This window comes from Scytonema sp. UIC 10036 (genome assembly GCF_009725235.1).
On the sequence record NZ_WJFC01000086.1, the window covers coordinates 17,179 to 39,973 of the forward strand.

The window sequence follows — 22,795 nt, forward strand, 5'->3', positions numbered from 1 at the left end:
GTAATGATAGGGATAAGTAGGATCGTTAGGGTGCCCTACTTTATCTGGTCACTGACGACGGGCTACTGATTGACGATAGTCTTGGAAAGACAGATAGCCCTCATCAACAACATAGAGGTGGCACTTATCTGTAATTTCTTTCATCAAAGACCAAGAAAATTGGCATTCAGAATGCAGATACGCACTCCAATTCTCTTTTATGCTGGCATATGCCAGACGCAAATTATACGCAGGAATTGCGGTTGACACATGATGGGGAACATGAACGTTAATATCGTGACAAAGAAACTCTATCCAACGAGGATAATCGCAGTGGACTGTTCCTTGAAGCTGAGCAGTAAAAGCGTTCCACTTCGACTCTGCAACAAAGGGAATGTCTGAGGTAGTGTGGTGAACGTAAGTAAAAGTGCTCATCCAAAAGTGATAAACCAGCCAAGGGATAAACCAAAATTTGACAAATCCCCAAATACCAGTCGTTACAATCAGAATTGGGAATACGATCGCAGCAAACAGAACAACGACCACAACAGAAAGCTTGACATTGGCTCGGTCTTTGTCTTGAAACTTAGACCAATCAAAATGGGTGACTGCCCAATGAAAAATAGAACCTATCCACCACAATCGAAGACGCATAAACCACTCAAAAGCCCATTGTGAGAATTTTCCCCAACTCTCATAAACTTCTGTTCTAATGGGATGCCAAGCGTTATCTTCGTCCAGTTTGTTGGTGTGGGCGTGGTGATAGTTATGCCCGATGCGCCAACTGTGGAAAGGGTAAATCAACGGCATCATCATTACATGACCTACCAAATCGTTAACCCAACGCTTTTTGGCAAATGAACGATGACCGCAATCATGCCCGATAACAAAAAAACCTGTTAAAGCAGTTCCTGTAAAAAACCATGCTAAAGGGAGGAGATACCAAGGAGAGAATACCAGACTGGCATAACCCAAACCAACCATCAAGACGTTAGTCACCAATTGCGTCCAAGCCTTGCGGGAATTCTGTTGGAAACACTCCTGTGGCAAGCTTTTGATAATATCTTTTAGCGTCAGTTCGAATCGACCTAAGTCAGGATTTGGTTTATGGCTGTCTACTGTTGATGTAATCATGAATACCTAAAAAAGCACCTTCACTACCAAGTCACCAAAAAAGCGCCTTGACGCAAAGTTTTGTAACACTAGCGTTCGGATTATAACAATCTAATCCACCAAAGCGCAAAAAAAGAATTAAAAATCAAGGATTAAGGATAAAAGATTTACTGAGAGTCCTGTATTTTAACTCATGTAGGTTTCTAAGCCATACGATCGAAAATTAACTTTTATCCTTTATCCTTTACAGTTTATGTTTACTTATTTGCCAGCTTGACATTTGTAGCCAGACCGAGAGATTGAAGTAATTGGATTGTCATCCATGTGAGGTCTAGTTCCCACCATTGCAAACCATGACGGGCTGAGTACTGAAAAGCGTGGTGGTTGTTGTGCCATCCTTCGCCAAACACCAAGAGGGCTACCCACCAACAATTTGTGGAATTATCACCTGATTCGTGGCTGCGGTAACCAAATTTATGGGTAGCGCTGTTGACCAACCAGGTACAGTGGTAAACAAAAACGATGCGAACAAAAATTCCCCAAACAATGAAAGACCAGCCGCCCAGAAGCAAAAGAACTGCACCAAGGGCAAGCTGGAGAAAAATCATATTTTTTTCTAAAAACTGATAAACTGGATCGTCTGCAATGTCTTTAGTAAAGCGAGGAATTTCTGCTTCATCTTCTTTTCTTTGATAAATCAACCAACCCATGTGACTCCACCAGAAGCCCTTGTTGGAATCATGGGGGTCTTTTTCTGTATCAGAGTGTAAATGATGCATACGGTGAGTCCCTACCCATTCAATAGGTCCCCCTTGGCAGGCAAGTGTCCCACAAAAGACTAAGAAATACTCAAGCCACTTGGGAGTTTGAAAACTACGGTGGGTAACAAGACGGTGGAATCCTAGAGTAATCCCTAAACCACCACTCACCCAGTACATAACGAAAGCAACACCTAGAGCTTTCCAGCTAAAGTTACTAGGAAGCAAGGCAAACAAAGCTCCGATGTGCAAACCAACGAAAAAGAGGGTGTTGACCCAGTGGATTTGGTGTTTGGTTGGAGTAGCGAGTGTCATGCAATAACCCGAAGTAGGAATTGTTAAGCCTAATCTGCGCGATTCAAAAATCCGCAAGTTTTTTATGTTTTCTTAAAAAGAGGAACTAATGAACAGCTTGGAACAGCTGCGTGAAGCAGAACAGGCACTGTTACAGATTTTTTCTGGAATTGACGCTCAGGTCAAGCAAAATCTTCAACGAGCGCTAGACGCCTTCCGCTATTATCGTGTAGGAGCGCACCATTTTGCAGGTGTTAGCGGATATGGACACGATGATTTAGGGCGAGAAACTTTGGATAAGGTTTTTGCCCAGGTTGTGGGCGCTGAGGCGGCAGCTGTACGGGTACAGTTTGTTTCAGGAACCCACGCGATCGCCTGTGCCTTATTTGGTGTCCTGCGCCCCGGTGATGAAATGCTAGCTGTGGTAGGCGCACCCTACGATACATTGGAAGAAGTCATTGGACTGCGCGGAGAAGGACAAGGTTCCCTCCTTGAGTTTGGCATTCATTACCGCCAGTTGGATCTGACTGAGGAAGGAACGGTAGATTGGCAAGCTTTAAGCCGTGCGGTAGAGGACAAGACACGTTTAGTCCTCATTCAGCGTTCTTGCGGCTATTCTTGGCGTCCTAGCCTATCAATTGCCGATATTGAAAAAATTATTAACTTAGTCAAACAGCAAAATCCCAATACCGTTTGCTTTGTTGACAACTGCTATGGCGAGTTTATTGAAACTCAAGAACCCACACACGTTGGTGCAGATCTCATCGCAGGGTCGTTAATTAAAAACCCTGGTGGAACCATTGTAACAGCTGGTGGTTATGTTGCCGGACGTGCCGATTTGGTAGAAGCCGCCGCTTGTCGCCTCACAGCACCCGGAATCGGCAGTTATGGCGGTGCAACCCTCGATCAGAACCGATTGCTATTTCAAGGGCTATTTCTTGCCCCACAGATGGTAGGAGAAGCCATGAAAGGAACCCACTTAACTGGGTACGTATTTGATAAATTGGGTTACCCCGTCAATCCAGCACCCCTTGTTCCCCGTCGGGATGTGATTCAAGCAATTAAATTAGGTTCTGCCGAGAAATTGATTGCGTTTTGTAAAGCAATACAACAAAATTCACCCGTAGGTTCCTATCTCGATCCCGTTCCAGATGAAATGCCCGGTTATGAAAGTAAAGTAGTCATGGCTGGTGGAACTTTTATTGAAGGTAGCACCTCCGAATTTTCCGCCGACGGTCCTTTACGGGAACCCTATGTTGTATACTGCCAAGGCGGAACCCATTGGACTCATGTTGCTATAGCTTTAGAAGCGGCAATTGAAGCAGTGACCAGTGACCAGTGACTAATGTGGTGGGCATGCCCACCCTACTAACAACTAACAACTAACCACTAACCACTATCTAATATCTTTCAATCGCATCTTTTGTGGTTTTATAGGCTTCAATAAAGGTTCGGAAGGATTCTTGGGAAATTTCTTCGCTCACTAATTTTTCTGCAACTTCTTTCAGGATTGTGTCTACTTTTTCCTGAAGTATATCCTTACTACCATTATTGTTTCTTAATAGCTCAACTATTGCTTTAATATAACTGGCAGAAAGTTCTCTCTGCTTGTGTTCAATTTGTTCTTGATTGAATGCTCTTTCACGCTCTATTGCTTCTCGCGAAGTTTTATAAGCTTCGTTAAAGGTTCGGAAAGATTCTTGAGAAATTTTCTCATCAATTAAGGCATCAGCAGCTTTTTTAAAGATTTCATCAAGCTGCTTTTGGTTATTTTCTAAATTGCCCGAATTAGCTTTCATTAAATTAATGGCTGATTGAATGTATTCATCAGCTTCATTTTTTCTATGACTTTCCATCCATGATTTTATCTGTCGAATCCAGGATAAAGTCAGCAGAAGAACTGTTAAAATTAAAGCTAAATAATCAGCATTTTCTTGAACAAACGAAGGCTGATTGCGATCGTAAAAAGCAAGCGCACCTGGATGAAGTGGGGGTAAACCTACACTGGCTGATTCTCTGGGGTCTTTGATGTTAGCAATGAGGGGTTTAACTTCAGGATGATCTGGAGAAACCGCATCTGCGATCGCCTGACGGTTCTCAAATATAATACGGGTTATTTCTCGAACTACACTTTTCTCAACCGTGTCACCTGCAACTAAAAGTCTTGATACTGCAATAGTTGGTAAATCTTCGTCAGGTACAGCAGGAGATCCCCTATATGCGCCTTGAGGAATTTTGGTACTTTCAAAAGCAGGATGCTTAATTTTCATAGCTTCTGCTTGTGGAATAGCGACCAATCTTCCACTATAGTTTTGTACAAGTGTAGAGATCCCTTTATTTCCAACAGCACGGACGCGAAACAGAGCATCTGCTCTTCTAGATTTAAAGTCTTCTTCTGCTGTTGTATCGTTGTAATCTTGTTGACCTTCTTCTATAATTTTAATATCCGTTAAACCGTAATGCTGTGTTATTTTCTGAAAGGATTTGTATTGACCTCCCTTTGCAGGCAAAGCAACAGTTTTTCCCTGTAATTGAGTAAATTGCTTAATTTTGGGATTTCTCACAACTAATTGAAATAAATCTTGATATAAAACAGCTACAGTTCTTAATCCAGCATTTGCCCCCTCTGACTTTGACGGTTTCGTTTTGCGAGTAGACACATCCATTTCTTCAGAAGCCACATCTGCTTGTGCAGCTGCCATCTGCACTTGACCTGTTTTTAGCAACTCCAAACTTTGTGAAGTGCCTCCGGTTTCCCGTACTGTAATTTTGATATTAGACTTACTTTCAACAACCTTCTCAATTGCTTGACTGATAATATAGCTTTCCCCTTCTTTATCACCAGCCGCAAGAATGATTTCAGGTGCTGTAAAACGACCTGCAACTCTCCACAGAGTAAAAGCAAGTAGCCCCGTGCTAAAAAGTCCAAGACAAATAAAGACAAATTTAGAGAGAGGATCGAGTTGCTGAAAAAATTTTGTAAAAGAAAGTTTATGAGAAGTTTTTAACGCTGCCATAGGTGACAAAATTTCAATCCCTGTTAGGGGATTATTACATAGAGAGTTCGGTATTCAATAGAATCACCCATGCAGACAGTAATTATTAAACTCACGCAAAGGCGCAAAGACGCCAAGAAGACAGCTAAGTTTTAGCGATCGCTGATTTGCCAGAGCTTATCCGAGGAAAAATTGTCATTTTAAATACTTAAGCTATAATAATATCACGCAAAGACACCAAGAAACCTAGAACCTCTTAGCGCCTTTGCGTCTTAGCGTGAGGTAATTAAAATGACAGAAAATGAAATTGCTAGAGAAATTGTTGATGCAGCTTACAAAGTTCATACAACACTAGGCCCTGGATTGTTAGAATCGGTATATGAAGCTGTAATGTATTATGAATTACAAAAGCGAGGATTATTCGTACTGAAGCAGCAGCCAATACCTGTAGTATATGAAGATGTCAAGTTAGAAGAAGGCTTTCGAGCCGACCTCATAATTGAAGGCAAGGTAATTGTAGAACTTAAATCAGTAGAAACCATTCATCCAGTACATAAAAAGCAACTATTAACTTACTTGCGTCTTACCAACAATAAACTTGGGCTACTTATTAATTTTGGTGCATTGCTAATTAAAGATGGTATTTCTCGTGTCGTCAACAATTTATAAACATCTCACGCCAAGACGCAAAGACGCCAAGCACCTCTTAGCGCCTTTGCGCCTTTGCGTGAGGCAATTATTTATCCCAAGGTCCCCAGATAGCAAAAGTGATACCAGGAGTTTGGATATTCACGAACAAAGTCTGATTATCTGGTGAGAAGCAAGCACCAGCAAACTCATTATCATTTAATGCATTACGCGCAAACTGGTACAGCCCACCTTCAGGAGTTACCCCAACAACGAATTGCTCGTCATCACCATCTTCACAAAGAATCAGGTCTCCAAAGGGAGCCACAACGATGTTATCAGGCATATCTAGTATGCTTTTATCGTTTGGCTCTACAAAGAGTTCAAGAGTACCACCATCTTTAGCAGTTCTACCAGGAATGTAACGCCAAACCTGTCCACCACTATTAGCACCGCCACTCGTGCAACAGAAGTAAAACTCTCCATTGCCATACCATATTCCTTCACCACGAGCAAATTGTGCGGCTCCTTTGGAGAAACCTTCTTTCCGCACAGTGTCTTCAAAAGGATCGTAATCTTCAATACGAACCCACTCTACTTGATACTTCTCACCAACAGGGAAACCACTCTTGGTGTTTTGTTGAAACCGATCTTTGATGACAAGAGCTTCTAAAACACCGCCTTCTTGCAAAAAGCCCGGTTTTTTAGGAATAAAGCGATAGAAGAGGCTGTCTCCTGCATCTTCTGTTTGATAAACAATTCCTGTTCTGGGGTCTACAGCCACAGCTTCGTGGTTGAACCGACCCATTTCTACCAAAGGTACGGGGTCTACAGTACCCTTTTTGGGCTTCAGAAGTGCTGGAACTTCAAAGTTGTAACCGTGGCGTTTGGTCACTCTGTTTGGGTTGGGTACAAAAATACCAGAATTAGCTGGTTGTTGTATTGTGTCAGGAGTTGTCTCTGGAGTGGAGGTATTTTCTTCACAACTAATCCATGACCCCCAAGGAGTCAGACCTCCAGCGCAGTTACGGTAGGTTCCTGCGAGTGAAGCGTAATCTCTGACCAGCTCGCGTTCTGGGTTAACAACTAATGTTGTTGTACCACCCTTACAAAGCTCGTCATACTTGTTTCCTATAACTCCGGTTGAAGAGTTTGGGCTGAGTTCGTGGTTGCGAACTAAGATTACAGAGCGATTTGGTCCTGGGAAAGCTGCCATACCATCATGACCGCCCGGTACGGGGTTACCATCGCTCATGCGATCGCCTGTCCGGGAAAAGGCTTTATATTGAAACCCTTCAGGTAAATCCAACAAGCCGTTGGGGTCTTTGATTAGGGGACCATAGCCATATGTTGTTGACGATACTCCTTGTGCTCTTGCGTAAAGACCTTTTAGGTTCTCTCCAACAACTAGAGTTGCAGCAGTTGTACCTGCTAGGGCAAAAAATTTTCTTCTTGAGAAAGCCATAGTCTCCTCTCTATATCTGCATCTAAAATATGAGTAGGTTGCGTGCAATACTTAGGGTAAAGATTGAGAATATTTGCCAATTTTCCACATTTAGACCAATCGCTTAGTGTGGCTAACAAAATACACGTATTTCTCAATATTTCAAATAAGAACCCTTATTATTACACCTACTCACGTAGCTCTTCCAAAAATGAGAATAGACTTATAAAGTTAAGGTTAGTTAATGACATTGTTAATTGTCTCTATAAATCAGCAAGTTTTTGAACCAAGGTAAATTTATATTTCTTATTTGGTAAATAATAATAACTACCGAGCAATGTCTATAAATTTTTGTAAAAATCTCTTGTTATATAAATAGAATTATGGTTCGTAGTTGCGCTGTCTTCGCATGTTCGCAACTACAAACAAACCAACTAGAAACTGCTAAGACTCCGGTAACTGATATTGCCCAACAATGCGCTTGGCAAATTGTGGGACGTGTGACTCTAATTTCTCCGGATGATTCCGCTTAACGTATAAATAATTGCGAGTAAAATGGGAATCTATAGAAAAGCGGGCGTATTCCAAACCTTTAGGACCAATTTTCTCAATCACAACGCCCATCAGTTGTGCTGCCCACATGGGAAGGGTAACACCTTTATCGTAGGCTGGTATACTTTGTTGGACAGCTGCTTTGCGATCGCCTTTGGACATGACTGGTTGAGTTTCAAGTTGCTCTTTCACCAAGTCGAGCATTTGTTGACCTTTTTCGTTTCTTACAACAATCCATTGCCAACCAAAAGGTGCTCCCATATATCCTACAACTAGATCGGCAAGAGAATTGACGTAATCAAAGCAACTCATGCAAGAAGGGGCAAAAACATCTTTAAGTTTATTCGTTTTCAGCCCAAAAAACGGGACTTTTTCAATCGAGCCATCTTCGTGTTTAAAATGAACTCGAAAGTCTTGCATAAATTCATAATGCACAACAGTATCGGGCGATTTACTGGTGGTTTCTAGGAATTTTTGCAACCCTTCACGGCTGACATTATCCACACAAGGAGTTCCCAAAACGTAAAGTTTTTCTAAGCCCAGTTGTTTTTCAACAGCCCGTAATGCCTGAATTTGACAACCAACGCCAATGGCTAACAGTCGCTTTAGCCCGGATTTTTCCACTTGTTCGAGAATGGAAAGGTTAGGTGAAAGAGTTGGTTTGTTAACCCTTGCTGCTAGTATTTCCTCTGGGGTACGGGCGATGACAGGCATTGGACCAAAGCGATCTTCTTTAGTATTTTGGACGCAAACGACACCTTCAACAAGACCGCGAGTGAGCATTTCAATGGCTATGGTGCTGACAATACCAGTCCATTGAGCACCGGGAACGGGCTGCTTTTTTCGCGCCGCCATCATATCTTGGTGGACGCCAAAGTAGATTTCATCGGAATTCTCTAGGTTACGCGATCGCGAGTGGGTTTGTTGTTCGAGAGTATCTATTTGCTGATTAATGAACGCGCAAGCTTCCTTGACATAATGAATATAGTATGTATCGCACAGCCCGCATTCACTACACAGTTCCTTTGCAGGGCGACGGCTACCGGGTTTGAGGGCTTTGGCTTTCTTATGCTTGCTAGAATCCACAGAAGTCATAATAAATTGCGTGTCTTATCAAGGAATACTGCTTTTACTAACAATACCTTTATCAGCCATAAACTTCATGACGGATACTTTTTTGCTGAGGCGATCGCTTACCAGTTTTTTGGTATATATGGATACGTCTAAGATGGCGAATGTATAAAAATTAAATCAGCCTTAAAAAAATAACCAGAAAGACCACTGAGACTAAAGTGTTACGATTGGGCTGTTCTGATAGAGCATCTTTAGGAAATCAATTAACCAAGGTAGGTATTTCAGTGGAACGTCGTGAATTTATCGGTTGGGTTGGTGTAGCAGGGGTTGCTAGTTCTTTACCGGGAGTTATTACTGCTTGTTCTTCTCAAAACACTCAGTCACCAGCAAGCCCTCCCCGTGCTGACGGATTTCAGGCTGTTGGCACAGTAGCAGATTTAGACAAAAATGGTCAAATTCTCAATGAGAAATTTGCTGCTGGCAAAGTGTTGGTCGTTCGAGATCCAAAAAACACGAGTCAAGTCCTAGCTGTTAATCCCGTTTGTACTCATGCAGGTTGTGATGTGGGATGGAAAAAAGATGAAAATTCTTTTGTTTGTCCCTGTCATGATTCTAGATTTGCTACTGATGGTAAGGTTCTTAATGGTCCGGCTGACAAACCTATACCTACGTATACAGCAAAGGTTGAAGGGGATGAGGTTTTGGTGAAAGCGGGTTAGATTTCTCTAACACATAAGACGAGGATATTTTCAAAGTAGTGCTCTCATAGAATTCGCTACTACACAAACAAAGTCCGCCTACGCGGACTAATAGACTTTTTGTATAAGTAAATTTTCTCTGCGTGCATTTACTGTTAGTCGTTAACGGATAGTGGATAGTGGTAGAATCCAGACAGCAAAAGCAATGTAGCTATTAACCACTAACAGTCTTCTGCCAATACTGCTTCCGATCGCATTAAAAAAACGAATAGTAGTCTAGGCAGAAAACTGCACACTATCATGCCAATTTTGTCAATTAACTTTGCAGAAATTAAGAAAGCAGACTAAAGGAAAAGTTTTTATTTTTTAAATAAAGTTAAATATTTTATAATTGACTTTGAGCATTTAACAAAAAAACAATGGATTATTAGACTTTCCAAATATCCTCTAAAGTTGCGAGTGCAGAACGTTAAGTTATCAGGAATACGGTATCAATGCTATTACTACCGAGACAGGTCATTTATCTGGCTGCTCTTATAAGTGCGATCGCTTTTCCACAATTGCCAACTTTTGCCCAAATCACTGCTGATAACAGCTTACCTAATAATTCTCAAATTATAAACTTTAACAACATTAGAACCATTAGAGGTGGAACTCAAGCTGGAAGCAACCTATTCCACAGCTTTAGTGAGTTTTCTGTTCCTACTGGAAGTGCGGCTTACTTTAACAATGCTTCTGATATTCAAAATATTTTCAGTCGTGTTACGGGTAGTTCTGCCTCTAATATTAATGGTTTAATTGCTGCAAATGGTAACGCCAACCTGTTTCTAATTAATCCCAACGGTATTATCTTTGGTAACAATGCTCGTTTAAATATTGGTGGTTCGTTTTTAGCCACGACAGCTAGCAGTTTAAAATTTGCAGATGGAACGGAATTTAATACAACTACTCAAAATACACCCTTGCTTTCTATAGGTGTTCCTCTTGGCTTGCAATTTGGTGAAAATCCCAAAGCGATCGTTAATGAATCAGGTTACGGTATTTTCTCTATTTTTGCTGATTTTTTCAACATACCACCTGGTTTGAAAGTGGAACCAGGGAGAACGTTGGGGCTAGTAGGTGGAGAAATTGTTCTACAAGAAGGTGCTCTGAGAGCACCGGATGGGAGAATTGAGCTAGGAGGTGTTGGGAGTGGTAGTTTTGTAAGTTTGACAGCTAGCAACAGTGGGTATGTTTTAGGTTATGAGGGTGTTAAGAACTTTCAGGATATTCGTTTAAGCAAAGAGAGTGTTGCCTTTGCTGATGGAAATAGTGGTGGCAGTATTCAAGTGCAAGGCAGAAACGTGGTACTTGCTGATGGTTCATTTATAAGCGCAAACCTCACTGGAAAAGAAACGGGAAGCGGTTTGAGTATCAATGCTTCAGAATCTTTACAAATTATAGGGAAATCTATTGATGGTTTGTTTCTCAGTGGTTTGCGTGTTGGGGTTGAGCAAACAGCAACAGGACAGGCGGGAGACATCAGAATTAACACTCCTCTGTTATTGCTAAAGGACGGAGCACAGATTACAGTAGGTGTCTTCGGACCTGGTAAAGGAGGAAACTTAATCGTTAACGCTTCTAAAGAAATTCAACTGATTGGTCAGTCTGGTGATGGTCGTCCAAGCGGCTTATTTTCTGAAACACTGGGAACAGGAAATGCAGGAGATATAACGATTACTACCCCTGTATTATGGGTTCGGGACGGAGCACAAGTTAATGCTGGTACCAGTGGTACAGGTAAAGGTGGAAATTTGACTGTTAATGTTTCTCAACAGGTACAACTACTTGGTAGAGCAGGTAATGGTCGTAGTGGCTTGCTTTCAGGAACCAGGGGAACAGGAAATGCAGGAAACATAACAATTACCACTCCTGTATTGCAACTTCAAGACGAGGCACAAGTTAATGTTGGTACCCGTGGTACAGGTAAAGGTGGAAATTTGACTGTTAATGCTTCTATATTATTGCTTAGGAATGGGTCGCAAATTTTAGTTGGCACCTTTGGTGAAGGTCAAGGGGGTAATTTGACTGTTAATGCCTCTAAGGAAATTCAACTTATTGGCTCTACAACCGATAATCAGACTTCTAGCGGCTTGTTTTCAACAACACAAGGAAGGGGAAATGCGGGAGATATAACAATTACTACTCCCTTATTGCAGGTTCAGGATGGGGCAGTAGTTAATGCTGGTACCCGTGGTTCAGGCAAAGGTGGGAATTTAACTGTTAATGCCTCCAAACAAGTACAGCTAGTTGGCACTACAAGCAATGGTAAGTTTTCTAGTGGGTTATTTACTCGATCTGAGCAAACAGCAACAGGGGCTGCTGGTTCCTTAACAATAACCACGCCAGTGTTACTGGTTCAGGATGGGGCAAAAGTTGACACTACTACCTTAAGCACAGGTAAAGGTGGAAATTTGATTGTCAATGCTTCCAAAGAAGTTCAAGTAACTGGTAGCTCTACTGATGGTCCTAGCGCTTTAGTAACTGGAACTACAGGCACGGAAAATGCAGGAGATTTGACAGTTAATACTCCTGTATTGCTTGTTCGAGATGGTGCATCAGTCAACGCTAACACCACTGGAGCGGGTAAAGGTGGAAATTTAATTGTTAACGCTTCTGAATCTGTAGAACTGATTGGTCGCTCTGCTGATGGTCGGTATGCTAGCAGTATAGGTGCTGCAACTCTCCTAGCAACAGGACAAGCAGGAAATTTAAGGATTAACACTCCTGTGTTACTGTTGAAGGACGGAGCACAGATTTCTGTTGGTACCTTTAGTGCAGGCAAAGGTGGGAATCTGACTGTCAACGCTTCTAAGGAAGTTCAACTGATTGGTACTTACGCTATTGATAATACACTAGCAGCTAGTGGCTTGTTTTCAGAAACACAAGGAACAGGAGATGCAGGAGATATATCAATTACTACTCCTGTATTACTGTTAAGGGATGGGGCACGGATTGATGCTGGTACCCGTAGCTCAGGTCAAGGAGGTAATTTAACTGTCAATTCCTCTAAACAAGTACAATTAACTGGTACATCTGGTATTGGTGAGTTTTCCAGTGGTTTATTTACTCGCGCTGACCGAACAGCAACAGGAGAGGCAGGTTTGTTAACGATAACGACTCCTGTGTTGTTAATACAGAATGGTGCAACAGTATCAGCTGACACTCTTGGGAATGGTCGAGGTGGCAACATTGAGGTAACTGCAGATAGGGTGGAATTAGAGGGCGTTTCTGCTAGCGGACAATCCAGTACTTTGGGAAGTGAAACTAGAGGTAATGGTTCAAGTGCAAGGGCAGGGGATGTGACACTCAAAACTCGAATCTTAAACATCCGAGATGGTGGCTTCATATCAACTTTCGCTTCTAATCAGGGTCAAGCTGGCAACATTACTATCCGTGTTGATGAACGCTTAAGTGCAAGAGATGGTAGTATTTTTACATCTTCTCAACGCTCTTCAGGTGGATCTGTTGATATCAAAGCTCAAGATATTCGCCTGTTTGGGAACAGTGACATCTTTACTTCTGTATTTAGTGGTGTAGGCAGTGGTGGCAATATTCAATTAACAGCCAACTCCATTATCGCCTTTGATGACAGCGACATTCTTGCTTTTGCTCGAGATGGAAGAGGGGGCAATATTACTCTTAATACCCGTGCCTTTTTTGGAGAAAACTATCGCCCCGCACCACGAGGTACAGAACCTCGTACTTTAGATGGCAATCAACAAGTAGATGTCAACGCTACAGGTGAAATTTCTTCTGGAGTGATTCTACTTCCTGATACAACTTCGATCCAAAATAATTTGGCAGAACTTCCCAATAACCTTATCGATACTAACGCGCTTATTGCAAATAGCTGCATCGCCCGTAGTTCTCGCAACGACGGAACATTTACCATCACGGGTTCCGGTGGCATACCTTACCATCCGGGAGACTTATCCGCGTCTCAATATTCTACTGGGACAATACGTGGTGTTGAAAATACTCACACTTCCAGCAATTCTACACATCCGTTGTGGCAAAAAGGCGACCCAATTATTGAACCTAGTGGCGTTTATCGCCTCGCTAACGGAAAATTAGTAATGAGTCGTGAATGTCGATAAAATGAGAAATTCACTGATTTCGCTTTGATAACAGGATAGAGAACGTCTATGAATATTCAGCTTGTCGAATCTTTAGCCAATGCAATCAAAGCTTTGTCTCCTGAAGAACGAGAGTTACTAAACCAAAAATTAACACATCAATCGAATTGGCAAAACTTACGTTCAACAATTTTAGCCAATGCTCAAGCCATTCAGCAACGGCGAAGCGATCTACCCTTTGAACTGGATATTGATGAAATCATTTATCAAATGCGAGAAGAAAGAGATTGAGAATTGATGGCAGATTGGTTTTCTAATAAAGAAAAATGTGAAAGTTGTATCATTATTAAAATGAGTTAAACAACAGTGAGACCCAACAAAAAAATGGTTTACAGGAACTACAACAAGTGAAACAAAACTTCACAACAGGTGCAGCATTTATTGCAGGAGGAACCTTAGCAGGTGCTGGTGTTTCTAGCACTGTAGGCGGAATGGGGCTAGCTGGAGGATTTGGAGCCGTTGGACTTGGAACAGTTCCTGTAATTGGTGCTGGTGCTGTAGTTGGTGCAGCTGCTTATGGTGCTGTCAAAGCAATAGGAGAAGGAGACGCAGCTGCATTCTGTGCAATGGGAATTGGCACAGTAGGTGGTGCTGGCATTTCTAGTGTTGTCGGTGGGATGGGATTAGTTGCTCCTAAAATGGGTTTAGCCGTTGGTATCGGCATAGTGCCTATGGCTGGAGTTGGTGCTGTGGTTGGACTCGCCGCTTACGGTATTGCTAAGTTGCTGGACGAACGTGGAACACGGGAAACACCACCACAAGTTTTTGAGCGGATGGAAGAAAAAGTCTTACAAATGGAAGCTTATTCCGCAGCAGTGATGGAGTTAGAAGCATTTTTATCTGGAGAAGATTTAAATCAAAAATTTGCTGCTTTGGAAGTTGAGGATGAAGTTCAAGCACTCAAGGCAGAATTTAAGAAAACAACAGAAACTAATGCCTCTTCGTCCGTAAAGTTTGAAACTTTACACCCTAAAGTTGAAACAGAAACTGTCTCTCTCAAATCCTTATCGCCTGAAACTTGGAAATGCGTAGAGATTCTTAAGGGGCACTCTGGAGCTGTCAATGCGATCGCATTCACACCTGATGGTCAAAGTTTTGTAAGTGGAAGTGATGACAAATCGGTTCATTTGTGGGATTTGAAAACTGGAAAATGGCTGTACACTTTTTCCGGGCAAGCAGAGGCAGTATTATCTGTTGCCATTAGCCCGGATGGTCAAATAATTGCCAGTGGCTGTTTAGATAGGAAGATTACTAGCTGGAAACTAGATACAAAAAAATTTTACAATACCTTTTTCTACTTAAATTTCCCTTACAGCCATACTGGATTTATACATTCAGTTGTCTTTAGCCCTAATGGAAGTGTTCTTGCTAGTGGCAGTGGTGATAAGACAATAAGACTGTGGGGACGATATACAGGAGAATTAAAACGTATTTTAAATGGACATACAGAAGCAGTTTTATCTGTTGTTATCAGTTCTAATGCAAAAGTCTTAGCCAGTGGTAGTGCCGATCGCACTATAAGAATTTGGGACTTAGACACCGGAAAGCAGTTGCGTATGCTTACTGGGCATTTGCAAGCAATTAACACAATTGTTCTCAGCCCTGATGGTCACACTTTAATAAGTGGCAGTACTGACACTACCATCAAGTTATGGAATTTTCATACTGGTGAATTACTTGAAACTTTAACCGGACACTCAAGCGCAGTGGTGTCTGTTGCGATCGCTACCGATGGACAAACCCTTGCAAGTGCTAGCAGAGACGGTATCATTCATCTTTGGAATTTGCGATCGAGAAAAATTCTACAGGCTCTTTCTGGAAGCAGCCCTGTTGCTTTTAGTCCTGATGGAAAGACATTAATTAGTGGAGGAAAAGGTGCCACTCTCAAGATTTGGACTCAAAGATTTGGCAGTGACGATTCAGTACTAGAAGATAAATTACTGGGTAATGAGGAATGGTGGGAAGTTTTGGGAGTTGATAAGTTTACTTCTCCAAAAGCTGTAAAGCTTGCGTATGTGAGATTAGCAAGAAAGTATCATCCCGATATCAATGGTTCTGCTAGTGCAAAATCCAAAATGCAGGCTATTAATCGAGCCTATAGAGAATTTCGTCAGCAATTCAACATGGACAACTTAAGGAAATACAAAAAATAAAGTGTTTGTCAATAGCTCGGTGCTATTTACTCTGTCATCAAGAATACTTATGATGTTCATCAGTAAAAACAATTGAGCAAAGTGTCCCATGTCCACCGTATCGATTGTCTACTTTTCTGGTTCCGGTCATACTCATCTGATGGCACAAGCTATTGCTGAAGGTGCTGGTAAGGTTGAAGGCACAACTGTTGAACTTTTACGGATTGTTGGCGAGCAGATCGTGAATGGTCGCTGGAAAGACAACGTATTGCTGAAGTCACGAAGCGTTGGCTCAAATAATTTCATCAATAAATTGGGACGAACCTTCGTCCCCAATCCACCCCTACAATTCCGAAACAGGTTCTACTACCGACGGAAAACTCAAACGCTCCCGTTCCTCAAAAAATATTTGTCGCAGTGCTTGAGTGTAAGGTTCTAATAAATCTCTTTGTTCTGGGTGAATACGGTTGGTAATTTCTTCTCCCAGAATTTGGCACCATTGTTCTGTCAACTCCCATGGAATCTCTACACCCTGAACAACCATAACGCATAAAGGAAGGAGTTCGTGTTTGATTGGAGCAACACTTTTTTCTAACAAACACAGCCAGAGGTAGGCTTGGAACATATTCAAGTCGCGAAGACAGGAGTGCGTAATTCCTGGATTTGTTAACCCACCCCTACGGCTTTGATGGTTGGGCAATAATTCAGTGAGTCGGCGATAAACACTTCGAGCTACGTTTTCAGATTCAGGTAGCATTTGTTCAACAAGTGCTATCATCGGTGAGTCTTGCTCGTGCTTTGCTGCGGAGTGACAAACTCTTTGCCAAGGCATTGCAACTTGTTCTTCCACAAACTTGAGGTAGGGAGTCAGCAGCACTTTTTCTGCTGGTGCAAGCCTTTTTAAAATTAACTGGTTGCTAAAGTTCAATTGCGAAGTCATAAAACCAAGCGCACGCCAGTCTTTGGATATGACGTGTTGTTCCTGAAAAACGATCAATATTGGTTCTAGTTCGTATAACAACTGTTCAAGTTCTGCTAAGCTCCATATAGGTAGAGAGATTTTCTGTTCTGCTGTGTGTACGCTTTCATCTATAGAATGTTGTTGATAAACCTCTAATAGTTTCCGATATACCCGAAAGGCAAATTGAGTTATTCGCCGAGCTTCATTTAAATCTAGAATGTTAGGAATATAACCATAAAGATCTTTTGTTTGAATCCATGCCAGTTGGCAATTGACATCCAACACTGTATCCTTTAATTTCGCGGCTGTAATGGCTCTACCTTTCAATGAGTTAGCTTGTAATAAATCATCGTCAGATAGTGAATTTGCTATAGATAGAGAAAATTTATTAAGTGTAAAACGCTGTAGCCACAGTTTGAGTAAATTTTCTACAGCGTAAGTTTTTCTCGCCTGAGAAGTTTTTAACATGAATTTGACCTTTGCAATCTTTTTGTGAATCTGACAAATCGAACTGCTGTTGGTTAAGAAATTGTTAAGTAAGTTGGTGCAAATAATCTTTACTTGTTCGTAGTTGCGCTAAGCACGTTCGCCGCTAAGTATGCCGCAGGCATAGACAGCGCAACTAGGAACAGAATAGGAACTATTTACACTTTTTTTAGCACATTTTAAAACAATAAAGACAAATAGAAATTAGTAAAATTATTTTCCGATCGAGAAATAAATTAATTTCTTTCTGTTAATACATAGAAATCTTAATGCAGTACTGTAAGGGATCTCGAATTTTTGCACTCTTTATAAATCATTTCTAACAAAATGATTAGTTTTTCTACATATTAACCGAGAATTATTATCGCTGCCTGGTTGAAGAACATGAGGCAGATTTGGTAGTCAAACCAGACTATTCTAATCTTATAAATTGTATAGGTATAAAAAATCCAATATCATAACTTACAGAAACTTGAACAATAATCCGGAAGAATTTACGGAATATTATTGAGATGTTAGAGTGAGTGCCAATTATAATAAAAGTATAAAATTTACAATTATGTTACTGAGATAATGAAAAATTTATATCGTTGATATAGCTTAACGGGTGCATCTGGTGTAAAATCTGTGTAGTAAGCTACAGTTTTTATTCCTGATTACCAAAATGTTATGTAACCAAAGTCTGTAGAGTGTTTGTACTACTTCTACTCAAGCAGTAGTCGTATAGCACAATTCACGCTTAAGATATCGGCTTATATGTGACATTTTGTATTTAAGAAAAGCTGTACAATAATTTTCTTCTATCTTTTTGATGGAAGAAATGAATTCTCATAGCAATATCTTTGAAAAAACGATAAATAGATTCACCTGCTACCCCTGTTTGCAGGTAATATCTACACTGAAAAGTGCGTTATTTTGTATGACTCTATCAATTGTTGTCATTGTTGCAATTTTACCTACAGATAGCTGTAGGTGAGTTTTGCAATTGTAGTTGAAGGAAAACTTTAAAATTAACAGTGATGCCGGAGTATCGGCAAATCATTCACTGTTAGCAATGAACTTTTGATAGAAAAAACCTTAACTGTTAACAAGTATTCTCGAATTAAAAAAGCCATGAGGCATAAATAAACAGAAGTATCTCAGTCCTTAAAATCCCTAATTTAAGAGATTTGAGGTAGAATATATATTTTTTAGCATTAAGAGTTATGAACTTTAAAAACCATATTGCATCCTACAAAAATTCGTTATAGATTCTTATCTATAGGCATGGAAATATTATTTCATTCTAGCTCTGAAGAAACTTTATACATTTAAGTAAAGTTACTTAAACAAAAGCATTAATTAATTCAATAATTACATATTATTTCAGGTATGTTTTTGTTAAGTAAAAAATGTTCCTAACGTTTGAATGTAGCAACATATCATGGATAACTAAAGTTTATGAGATCGTTTGATATGAAAAAGACAGCTTTAACTAACAGTAAGCCTATTTACAAAAGCAAATAACTGTCAATGATGCTACCAAAAGAGCGGTCATGAAAGCTGTTGCTGCTGCTATTAATCCCTAGCAGATTGTTGTATTTGCTATTAAACAAATTATCATTGTTATGATCTAAATAGCAGTAGATACCACAATACCCCAAACTACCCATTTACTAACCTATTGGAGTTGTTCTGACAATGTATTTAGATGATTTTGTTTCAATTGAAAACATAGAGAATGAAGCTTGGAAAGCCTTAGAAAATGCCATTCTTTACTATAAAGGACGTCCTGTAGGGACAGTAGCCGCCTATGATAGCTCAGTAGAAGCGTTAAACTATGACCAATGCTTTGTTCGTGATTTTATCTCATCAGCTCTAATTTTTCTAACTAAAGGAAGAACAGATATTGTTCGTAATTTTCTAGAAGAAACCTTAAAGTTACAGCCAAAGGAAAGGCAGTTAAATGCGTACAAACCCGGTCGGGGGCTGATGCCAGCTAGCTTCAAAGTTGTCTCTGAGGGTGGAGAAGAATATCTAGAACCAGATTTTGGCGAACACGCCATTGCTCGAGTCACGCCAGTAGATTCTTGCCTTTGGTGGGTGATTTTATTGCGTGCTTATGTAGTTGCTACCAAAGATTTTTCTTTAGCCTATCAACCTGAATTTCAACACGGTATCCGGTTAATAATGGAACTGTGCTTGGCAACAAGATTTGATATGTATCCAACTTTATTGGTTCCAGATGGTGCTTGCATGATAGACCGTCGTATGGGTATTTACGGTCATCCTTTGGAAATTCAGGCTTTATTTTTTGCTGCATTACGTTCCGCAAGAGAACTCCTCATATGCCAAGGTAATGAAGATATTGTGGAAGCTATTGATAACCGCTTACCACTCTTACGCGTTCACATCCGCCAACATTATTGGATGGATTTGAATTGCCTGAACAAAATTTATCGCTTCAAGAGTGAAGAGTACGGTAAAGCAGCAGTCAACCTCTTCAACATATATGCCGATTCTCTACCCTATTATGAATTGGACAAGTGGTTGCCAAGAAAAGGCGGTTATCTTGTTGGTAATGTTGGTCCGTCTCAGCTAGATACTCGCTTCTTTACTTTAGGAAATTTAGTGGCTGTCATCTCAGATCTGGCAAGTGAAGAACAATCGCAAGCTATTATGAATCTCTTCGACGAACGTTGGGAGGATTTGATAGGAGATATGCCCGTGAAAATTTGTTTCCCAGCTCTAAAAGACGAAGAGTATAAAATTGTGACTGGATGTGACCCCAAAAACATCCCCTGGTCTTATCACAATGGCGGAAGTTGGCCTGTATTATTGTGGTTGTTATCAGCAGCTGCTGTGAAAACAAAAAGACCGGAACTGGCAAATAGAGCTCTGGAAATTGCACAAGCGAGGCTGCATTATGATGAGTGGCCGGAGTATTACGACGGTAAAAAAGGTCGGTTAATTGGGAAACAAGCTAGGAAGTATCAAACATGGACAATTGCTGGATTCTTGCTTGCAAAAGAATTATTGCAAAATCCCACACTTTTGCCCCTTGTGACTTTTGAACCATTCTCTGTAGAACACACTTCTAGAGCTTGTGAGTTTGAACTCGCTCAAGTTGATACCATGATTCTTGGTTAGAGTTAAACTTTCTCTTGTGGGATGGGTTTAAAGCCCGTCCTATCAAATAGGTGGGGAATGAAAAGTTTGGTTACAAGCGTTGCGATCGCTAGGGAAAATACATAAAATCCTTATGAACATTTGTTACCGTAAAGAACTATCAGTAGGTAGGGCTAAAGCCCACCATTTACCTTTGGTAGGCAATACCCACCCACGTATTTAGGTAATATAGCTGATAGTTCAGAGCTATCAAAAAGTTAAAAATTTAAACTTGAAAATGATTTCCCCCCGTCAATTAGCTTTTACTACGTTGCGAGATATTCATAAAGGGGCATATGTTGATGTTGCCCTGGATCGCGCATTGCAAAAAGTTAATTTATCTGACACAGATCGCCGTCTTGTAACGGAATTGGTGTACGGCTGTACGAGAAGACAGCGCACCCTGGATGCCATCATAGACCAACTTGGTAAAAAGAAATCCCACCAACAGCCAAAAGACCTCCGCACCATTATCCATTTGGGTTTGTACCAATTACAGTATCAAGAACGGATTCCTGTCAGTGCAGCTGTCAACACCACAGTTCAGTTAGCCAAAGAAAACGGTTTTTCTGGTTTAACTGGTGTTGTTAATGGTTTACTACGTCAATATATCAGAATGACTGGGGGTGAAGAGGAGAGGGAGAAAGGAAGAGGGGGGGAAAAGGGGGAGAAGGGAGAAGATTTCCCAGTCCAAAATCCCAAATCCCAACTCCCAACTCCCAACTCCCAAATCCCAACTCCCAAATCCCAACTCCCAAATCCCAACTCCCAAATCCCAAATCCCAACTCCCAAATCCCAAATCCCAAATCCCAACTCCAAAATCCAAAATCCAAAATCCAAAATCCAAAATCCAAAATCCCCATCCAATTGCCAGAAAACCCGGTAGAACGCTTGGGTATTTTACATAGTTTTCCTGACTGGATTGTTCAAGTGTGGGTAGAACAATTTGGTTTGGCAGAAACAGAACAGTTGTGTATGTGGATGAACAAAACTCCAGCTATTGATTTGCGGGTTAACTTGTTGCGGGCTTCCATGTCGGAGGTGGAAGTGGGATTGCAATCTGCTGGTGTTTCGTTTCAACATGTCGATCGCTTACCTCAAGCTTTACGATTGTTAAGTAACGCCGGTCCTATCCAAAATCTACCGGGTTATGAGCAAGGTTGGTGGACTGTACAAGATAGTAGCGCTCAACTCGTAAGTCATTTACTTGACCCCCAATCAGGTGAGACTATTATTGATGTTTGTGCTGCACCTGGTGGTAAAACTACCCACATTACAGAGTTAATGGGGGATAAGGGGAAAATTTTCGCTTGCGATAAGCCGGGGGAGGCTTGCGCTAAGAGCGATCGCGAAGCGGCACTTTTCGTGCATCGCACTCCATCTCGTGTGAAAAAACTTCAAGAAAATATTCAACGCCTTTCTTTACAATCTATTCAAATTCATATCGGTGATAGCACCCGCGACTTTGCTGAGTTCCAAAATACTGCTCATCGGGTACTCCTAGACGCACCCTGTTCTGGCTTGGGAACGCTGCACCGCCATGCTGATGCTCGTTGGCGGCAAAAACCAGAAACTGTCGAAGAACTTTCCGTGCTGCAACAACAACTCATGGCACATTCATCAACTTTTGTCAAGCTAAATGGTGTACTTGTATACTCAACCTGTACGCTGCATCCCAAAGAAAACGAAGGTGCGATCGAGTCATTTCTCGCAGATAACCCAAATTGGGAAATTGAACCTCCAGGTACTGATTCACTCGCCCGTCCTTACTCCACTCCAGAAGGTTGGATTAAAGTTTTACCCCACCAACACGATATGGATGGCTTTTTTATGGTGCGCTTAAGAAAAATCCGGAATTGAGAGAGAATAGGTAAATTGAACTACCGGAGGATTTACCTTATGGTTGGTAATTCTAGTAGCGTGAAAAACTTGGTCAAAATCCTGATAGGGGCGGCTTGGATTGATGGCAGAATTCAACCAGAAGAGAGGCAATATCTTCGCAAAGTGGCTCAAGAGAAGGGAGTTGCTGACGAGCCAGAAATTCAACCTTGGTTGTATGAATTAGTCTCCGTACAACCAGAACAGTTTTATGAATGGTTGAAGGAGTATCTGGGAGAACATCCCACTCAAGAAGAATGCCAAAACTTGATTGAGGCGATCGGTGGATTGATTTACAGTGATGGTGAAGTTGCAACAGAAGAAGCAAAACTGTTGACAAAATTACAAGAAATATCCGACACGAACGACTCAACGCAACACGGCTATCATAATGTTCTCAAACAAATTCAAAAACTTTACCGTCGTTGGGTTGACATTCAAAATTGAAGATTTGCTAATGGCTAATGGCTAATGGCT

Annotated in this window: 15 protein-coding genes; 9 read left to right on the forward strand and 6 right to left on the reverse strand. The window is 41.1% G+C overall.

Features of this window, described 5'->3' with window-relative positions; all coding sequences use genetic code 11:
* Positions 1-48 precede the first annotated feature (48 nt).
* On the reverse strand, positions 49-1,113 hold the full coding sequence (locus tag F7734_RS32405; protein WP_155748658.1) for a fatty acid desaturase: 1,065 nt from the start codon (positions 1,111-1,113) through the stop codon (positions 49-51).
* A gap of 236 nt (positions 1,114-1,349) precedes the next feature.
* Entirely contained in the window at positions 1,350-2,165 is an 816-nt protein-coding gene (locus F7734_RS32410; RefSeq protein WP_155748659.1) for an acyl-CoA desaturase, read from the reverse strand.
* 88 nt (positions 2,166-2,253) lie between these two features.
* Here F7734_RS32410 and F7734_RS32415 point away from each other — a divergent pair, with 88 nt between their 5' ends.
* Positions 2,254-3,486 carry a methionine gamma-lyase family protein gene (locus tag F7734_RS32415; RefSeq protein WP_155748660.1) on the forward strand — a complete coding sequence of 411 codons (1,233 nt, stop codon included), beginning with the start codon at positions 2,254-2,256 and terminating at the stop codon, positions 3,484-3,486.
* A gap of 58 nt (positions 3,487-3,544) precedes the next feature.
* On the opposite strand, the gene F7734_RS32420 is transcribed toward F7734_RS32415, so the two are convergent.
* Complete coding sequence (locus tag F7734_RS32420; protein WP_155748661.1) at positions 3,545-5,161, reverse strand: TAXI family TRAP transporter solute-binding subunit; 1,617 nt, start codon at positions 5,159-5,161, stop codon at positions 3,545-3,547.
* Positions 5,162-5,431: 270 nt separating this feature from the next.
* On the opposite strand from F7734_RS32420, the gene F7734_RS32425 reads away from it, so the two are divergent.
* Positions 5,432-5,809, forward strand: coding sequence for a GxxExxY protein (locus F7734_RS32425; RefSeq protein ID WP_155748662.1), 378 nt, complete (start codon positions 5,432-5,434; stop codon positions 5,807-5,809).
* A gap of 67 nt (positions 5,810-5,876) precedes the next feature.
* Here F7734_RS32425 and F7734_RS32430 read toward each other — a convergent pair whose 3' ends face one another.
* Together F7734_RS32430 and F7734_RS32435 are read right to left on the reverse strand one after the other, a co-directional pair.
* Complete coding sequence (locus F7734_RS32430; RefSeq protein WP_155748663.1) at positions 5,877-7,232, reverse strand: alkaline phosphatase PhoX; 1,356 nt, start codon at positions 7,230-7,232, stop codon at positions 5,877-5,879.
* A gap of 423 nt (positions 7,233-7,655) precedes the next feature.
* Entirely contained in the window at positions 7,656-8,858 is a 1,203-nt protein-coding gene (locus tag F7734_RS32435; RefSeq protein ID WP_155748664.1) for a Coenzyme F420 hydrogenase/dehydrogenase, beta subunit C-terminal domain, read from the reverse strand.
* Positions 8,859-9,121: 263 nt separating this feature from the next.
* On the opposite strand from F7734_RS32435, the gene F7734_RS32440 reads away from it, so the two are divergent.
* From F7734_RS32440 to F7734_RS32455, 4 genes are all read left to right on the forward strand, one after another.
* Positions 9,122-9,556, forward strand: coding sequence for a Rieske (2Fe-2S) protein (locus F7734_RS32440; RefSeq protein ID WP_166482293.1), 435 nt, complete (start codon positions 9,122-9,124; stop codon positions 9,554-9,556).
* 473 nt (positions 9,557-10,029) lie between these two features.
* Positions 10,030-13,674: a filamentous hemagglutinin N-terminal domain-containing protein gene (locus F7734_RS32445; RefSeq protein ID WP_155748665.1), complete on the forward strand. Its 3,645-nt coding sequence runs from the start codon at positions 10,030-10,032 to the stop codon at positions 13,672-13,674.
* Between the two features lie 48 nt (positions 13,675-13,722).
* Positions 13,723-13,944: a hypothetical protein gene (locus F7734_RS32450; protein WP_155748666.1), complete on the forward strand. Its 222-nt coding sequence runs from the start codon at positions 13,723-13,725 to the stop codon at positions 13,942-13,944.
* 116 nt (positions 13,945-14,060) lie between these two features.
* The gene (locus F7734_RS32455) at positions 14,061-15,866 is read left to right on the forward strand and encodes a DnaJ domain-containing protein (RefSeq protein ID WP_347566324.1); all 1,806 of its coding nucleotides are present in this window, start codon (positions 14,061-14,063) and stop codon (positions 15,864-15,866) included.
* A 322-nt stretch (positions 15,867-16,188) separates the two neighbouring features.
* Here F7734_RS32455 and F7734_RS32460 read toward each other — a convergent pair whose 3' ends face one another.
* Positions 16,189-17,274, reverse strand: a complete 1,086-nt coding sequence (locus F7734_RS32460) for a hypothetical protein (protein WP_155748667.1) — start codon at positions 17,272-17,274, stop codon at positions 16,189-16,191.
* A 1,698-nt stretch (positions 17,275-18,972) separates the two neighbouring features.
* On the opposite strand from F7734_RS32460, the gene F7734_RS32465 reads away from it, so the two are divergent.
* The 3 genes from F7734_RS32465 to F7734_RS32475 all read left to right on the forward strand — a co-directional run bounded on the left by F7734_RS32465 (position 18,973) and on the right by F7734_RS32475 (position 22,765).
* Positions 18,973-20,421 carry a glycoside hydrolase 100 family protein gene (locus F7734_RS32465; RefSeq protein WP_155748668.1) on the forward strand — a complete coding sequence of 483 codons (1,449 nt, stop codon included), beginning with the start codon at positions 18,973-18,975 and terminating at the stop codon, positions 20,419-20,421.
* Positions 20,422-20,677: 256 nt separating this feature from the next.
* Positions 20,678-22,300: a 16S rRNA (cytosine(967)-C(5))-methyltransferase RsmB gene (gene rsmB, locus F7734_RS32470; protein WP_155748669.1), complete on the forward strand. Its 1,623-nt coding sequence runs from the start codon at positions 20,678-20,680 to the stop codon at positions 22,298-22,300.
* Between the two features lie 39 nt (positions 22,301-22,339).
* Positions 22,340-22,765, forward strand: a complete 426-nt coding sequence (locus tag F7734_RS32475) for a TerB family tellurite resistance protein (RefSeq protein WP_155748670.1) — start codon at positions 22,340-22,342, stop codon at positions 22,763-22,765.
* Positions 22,766-22,795 lie beyond the last annotated feature (30 nt).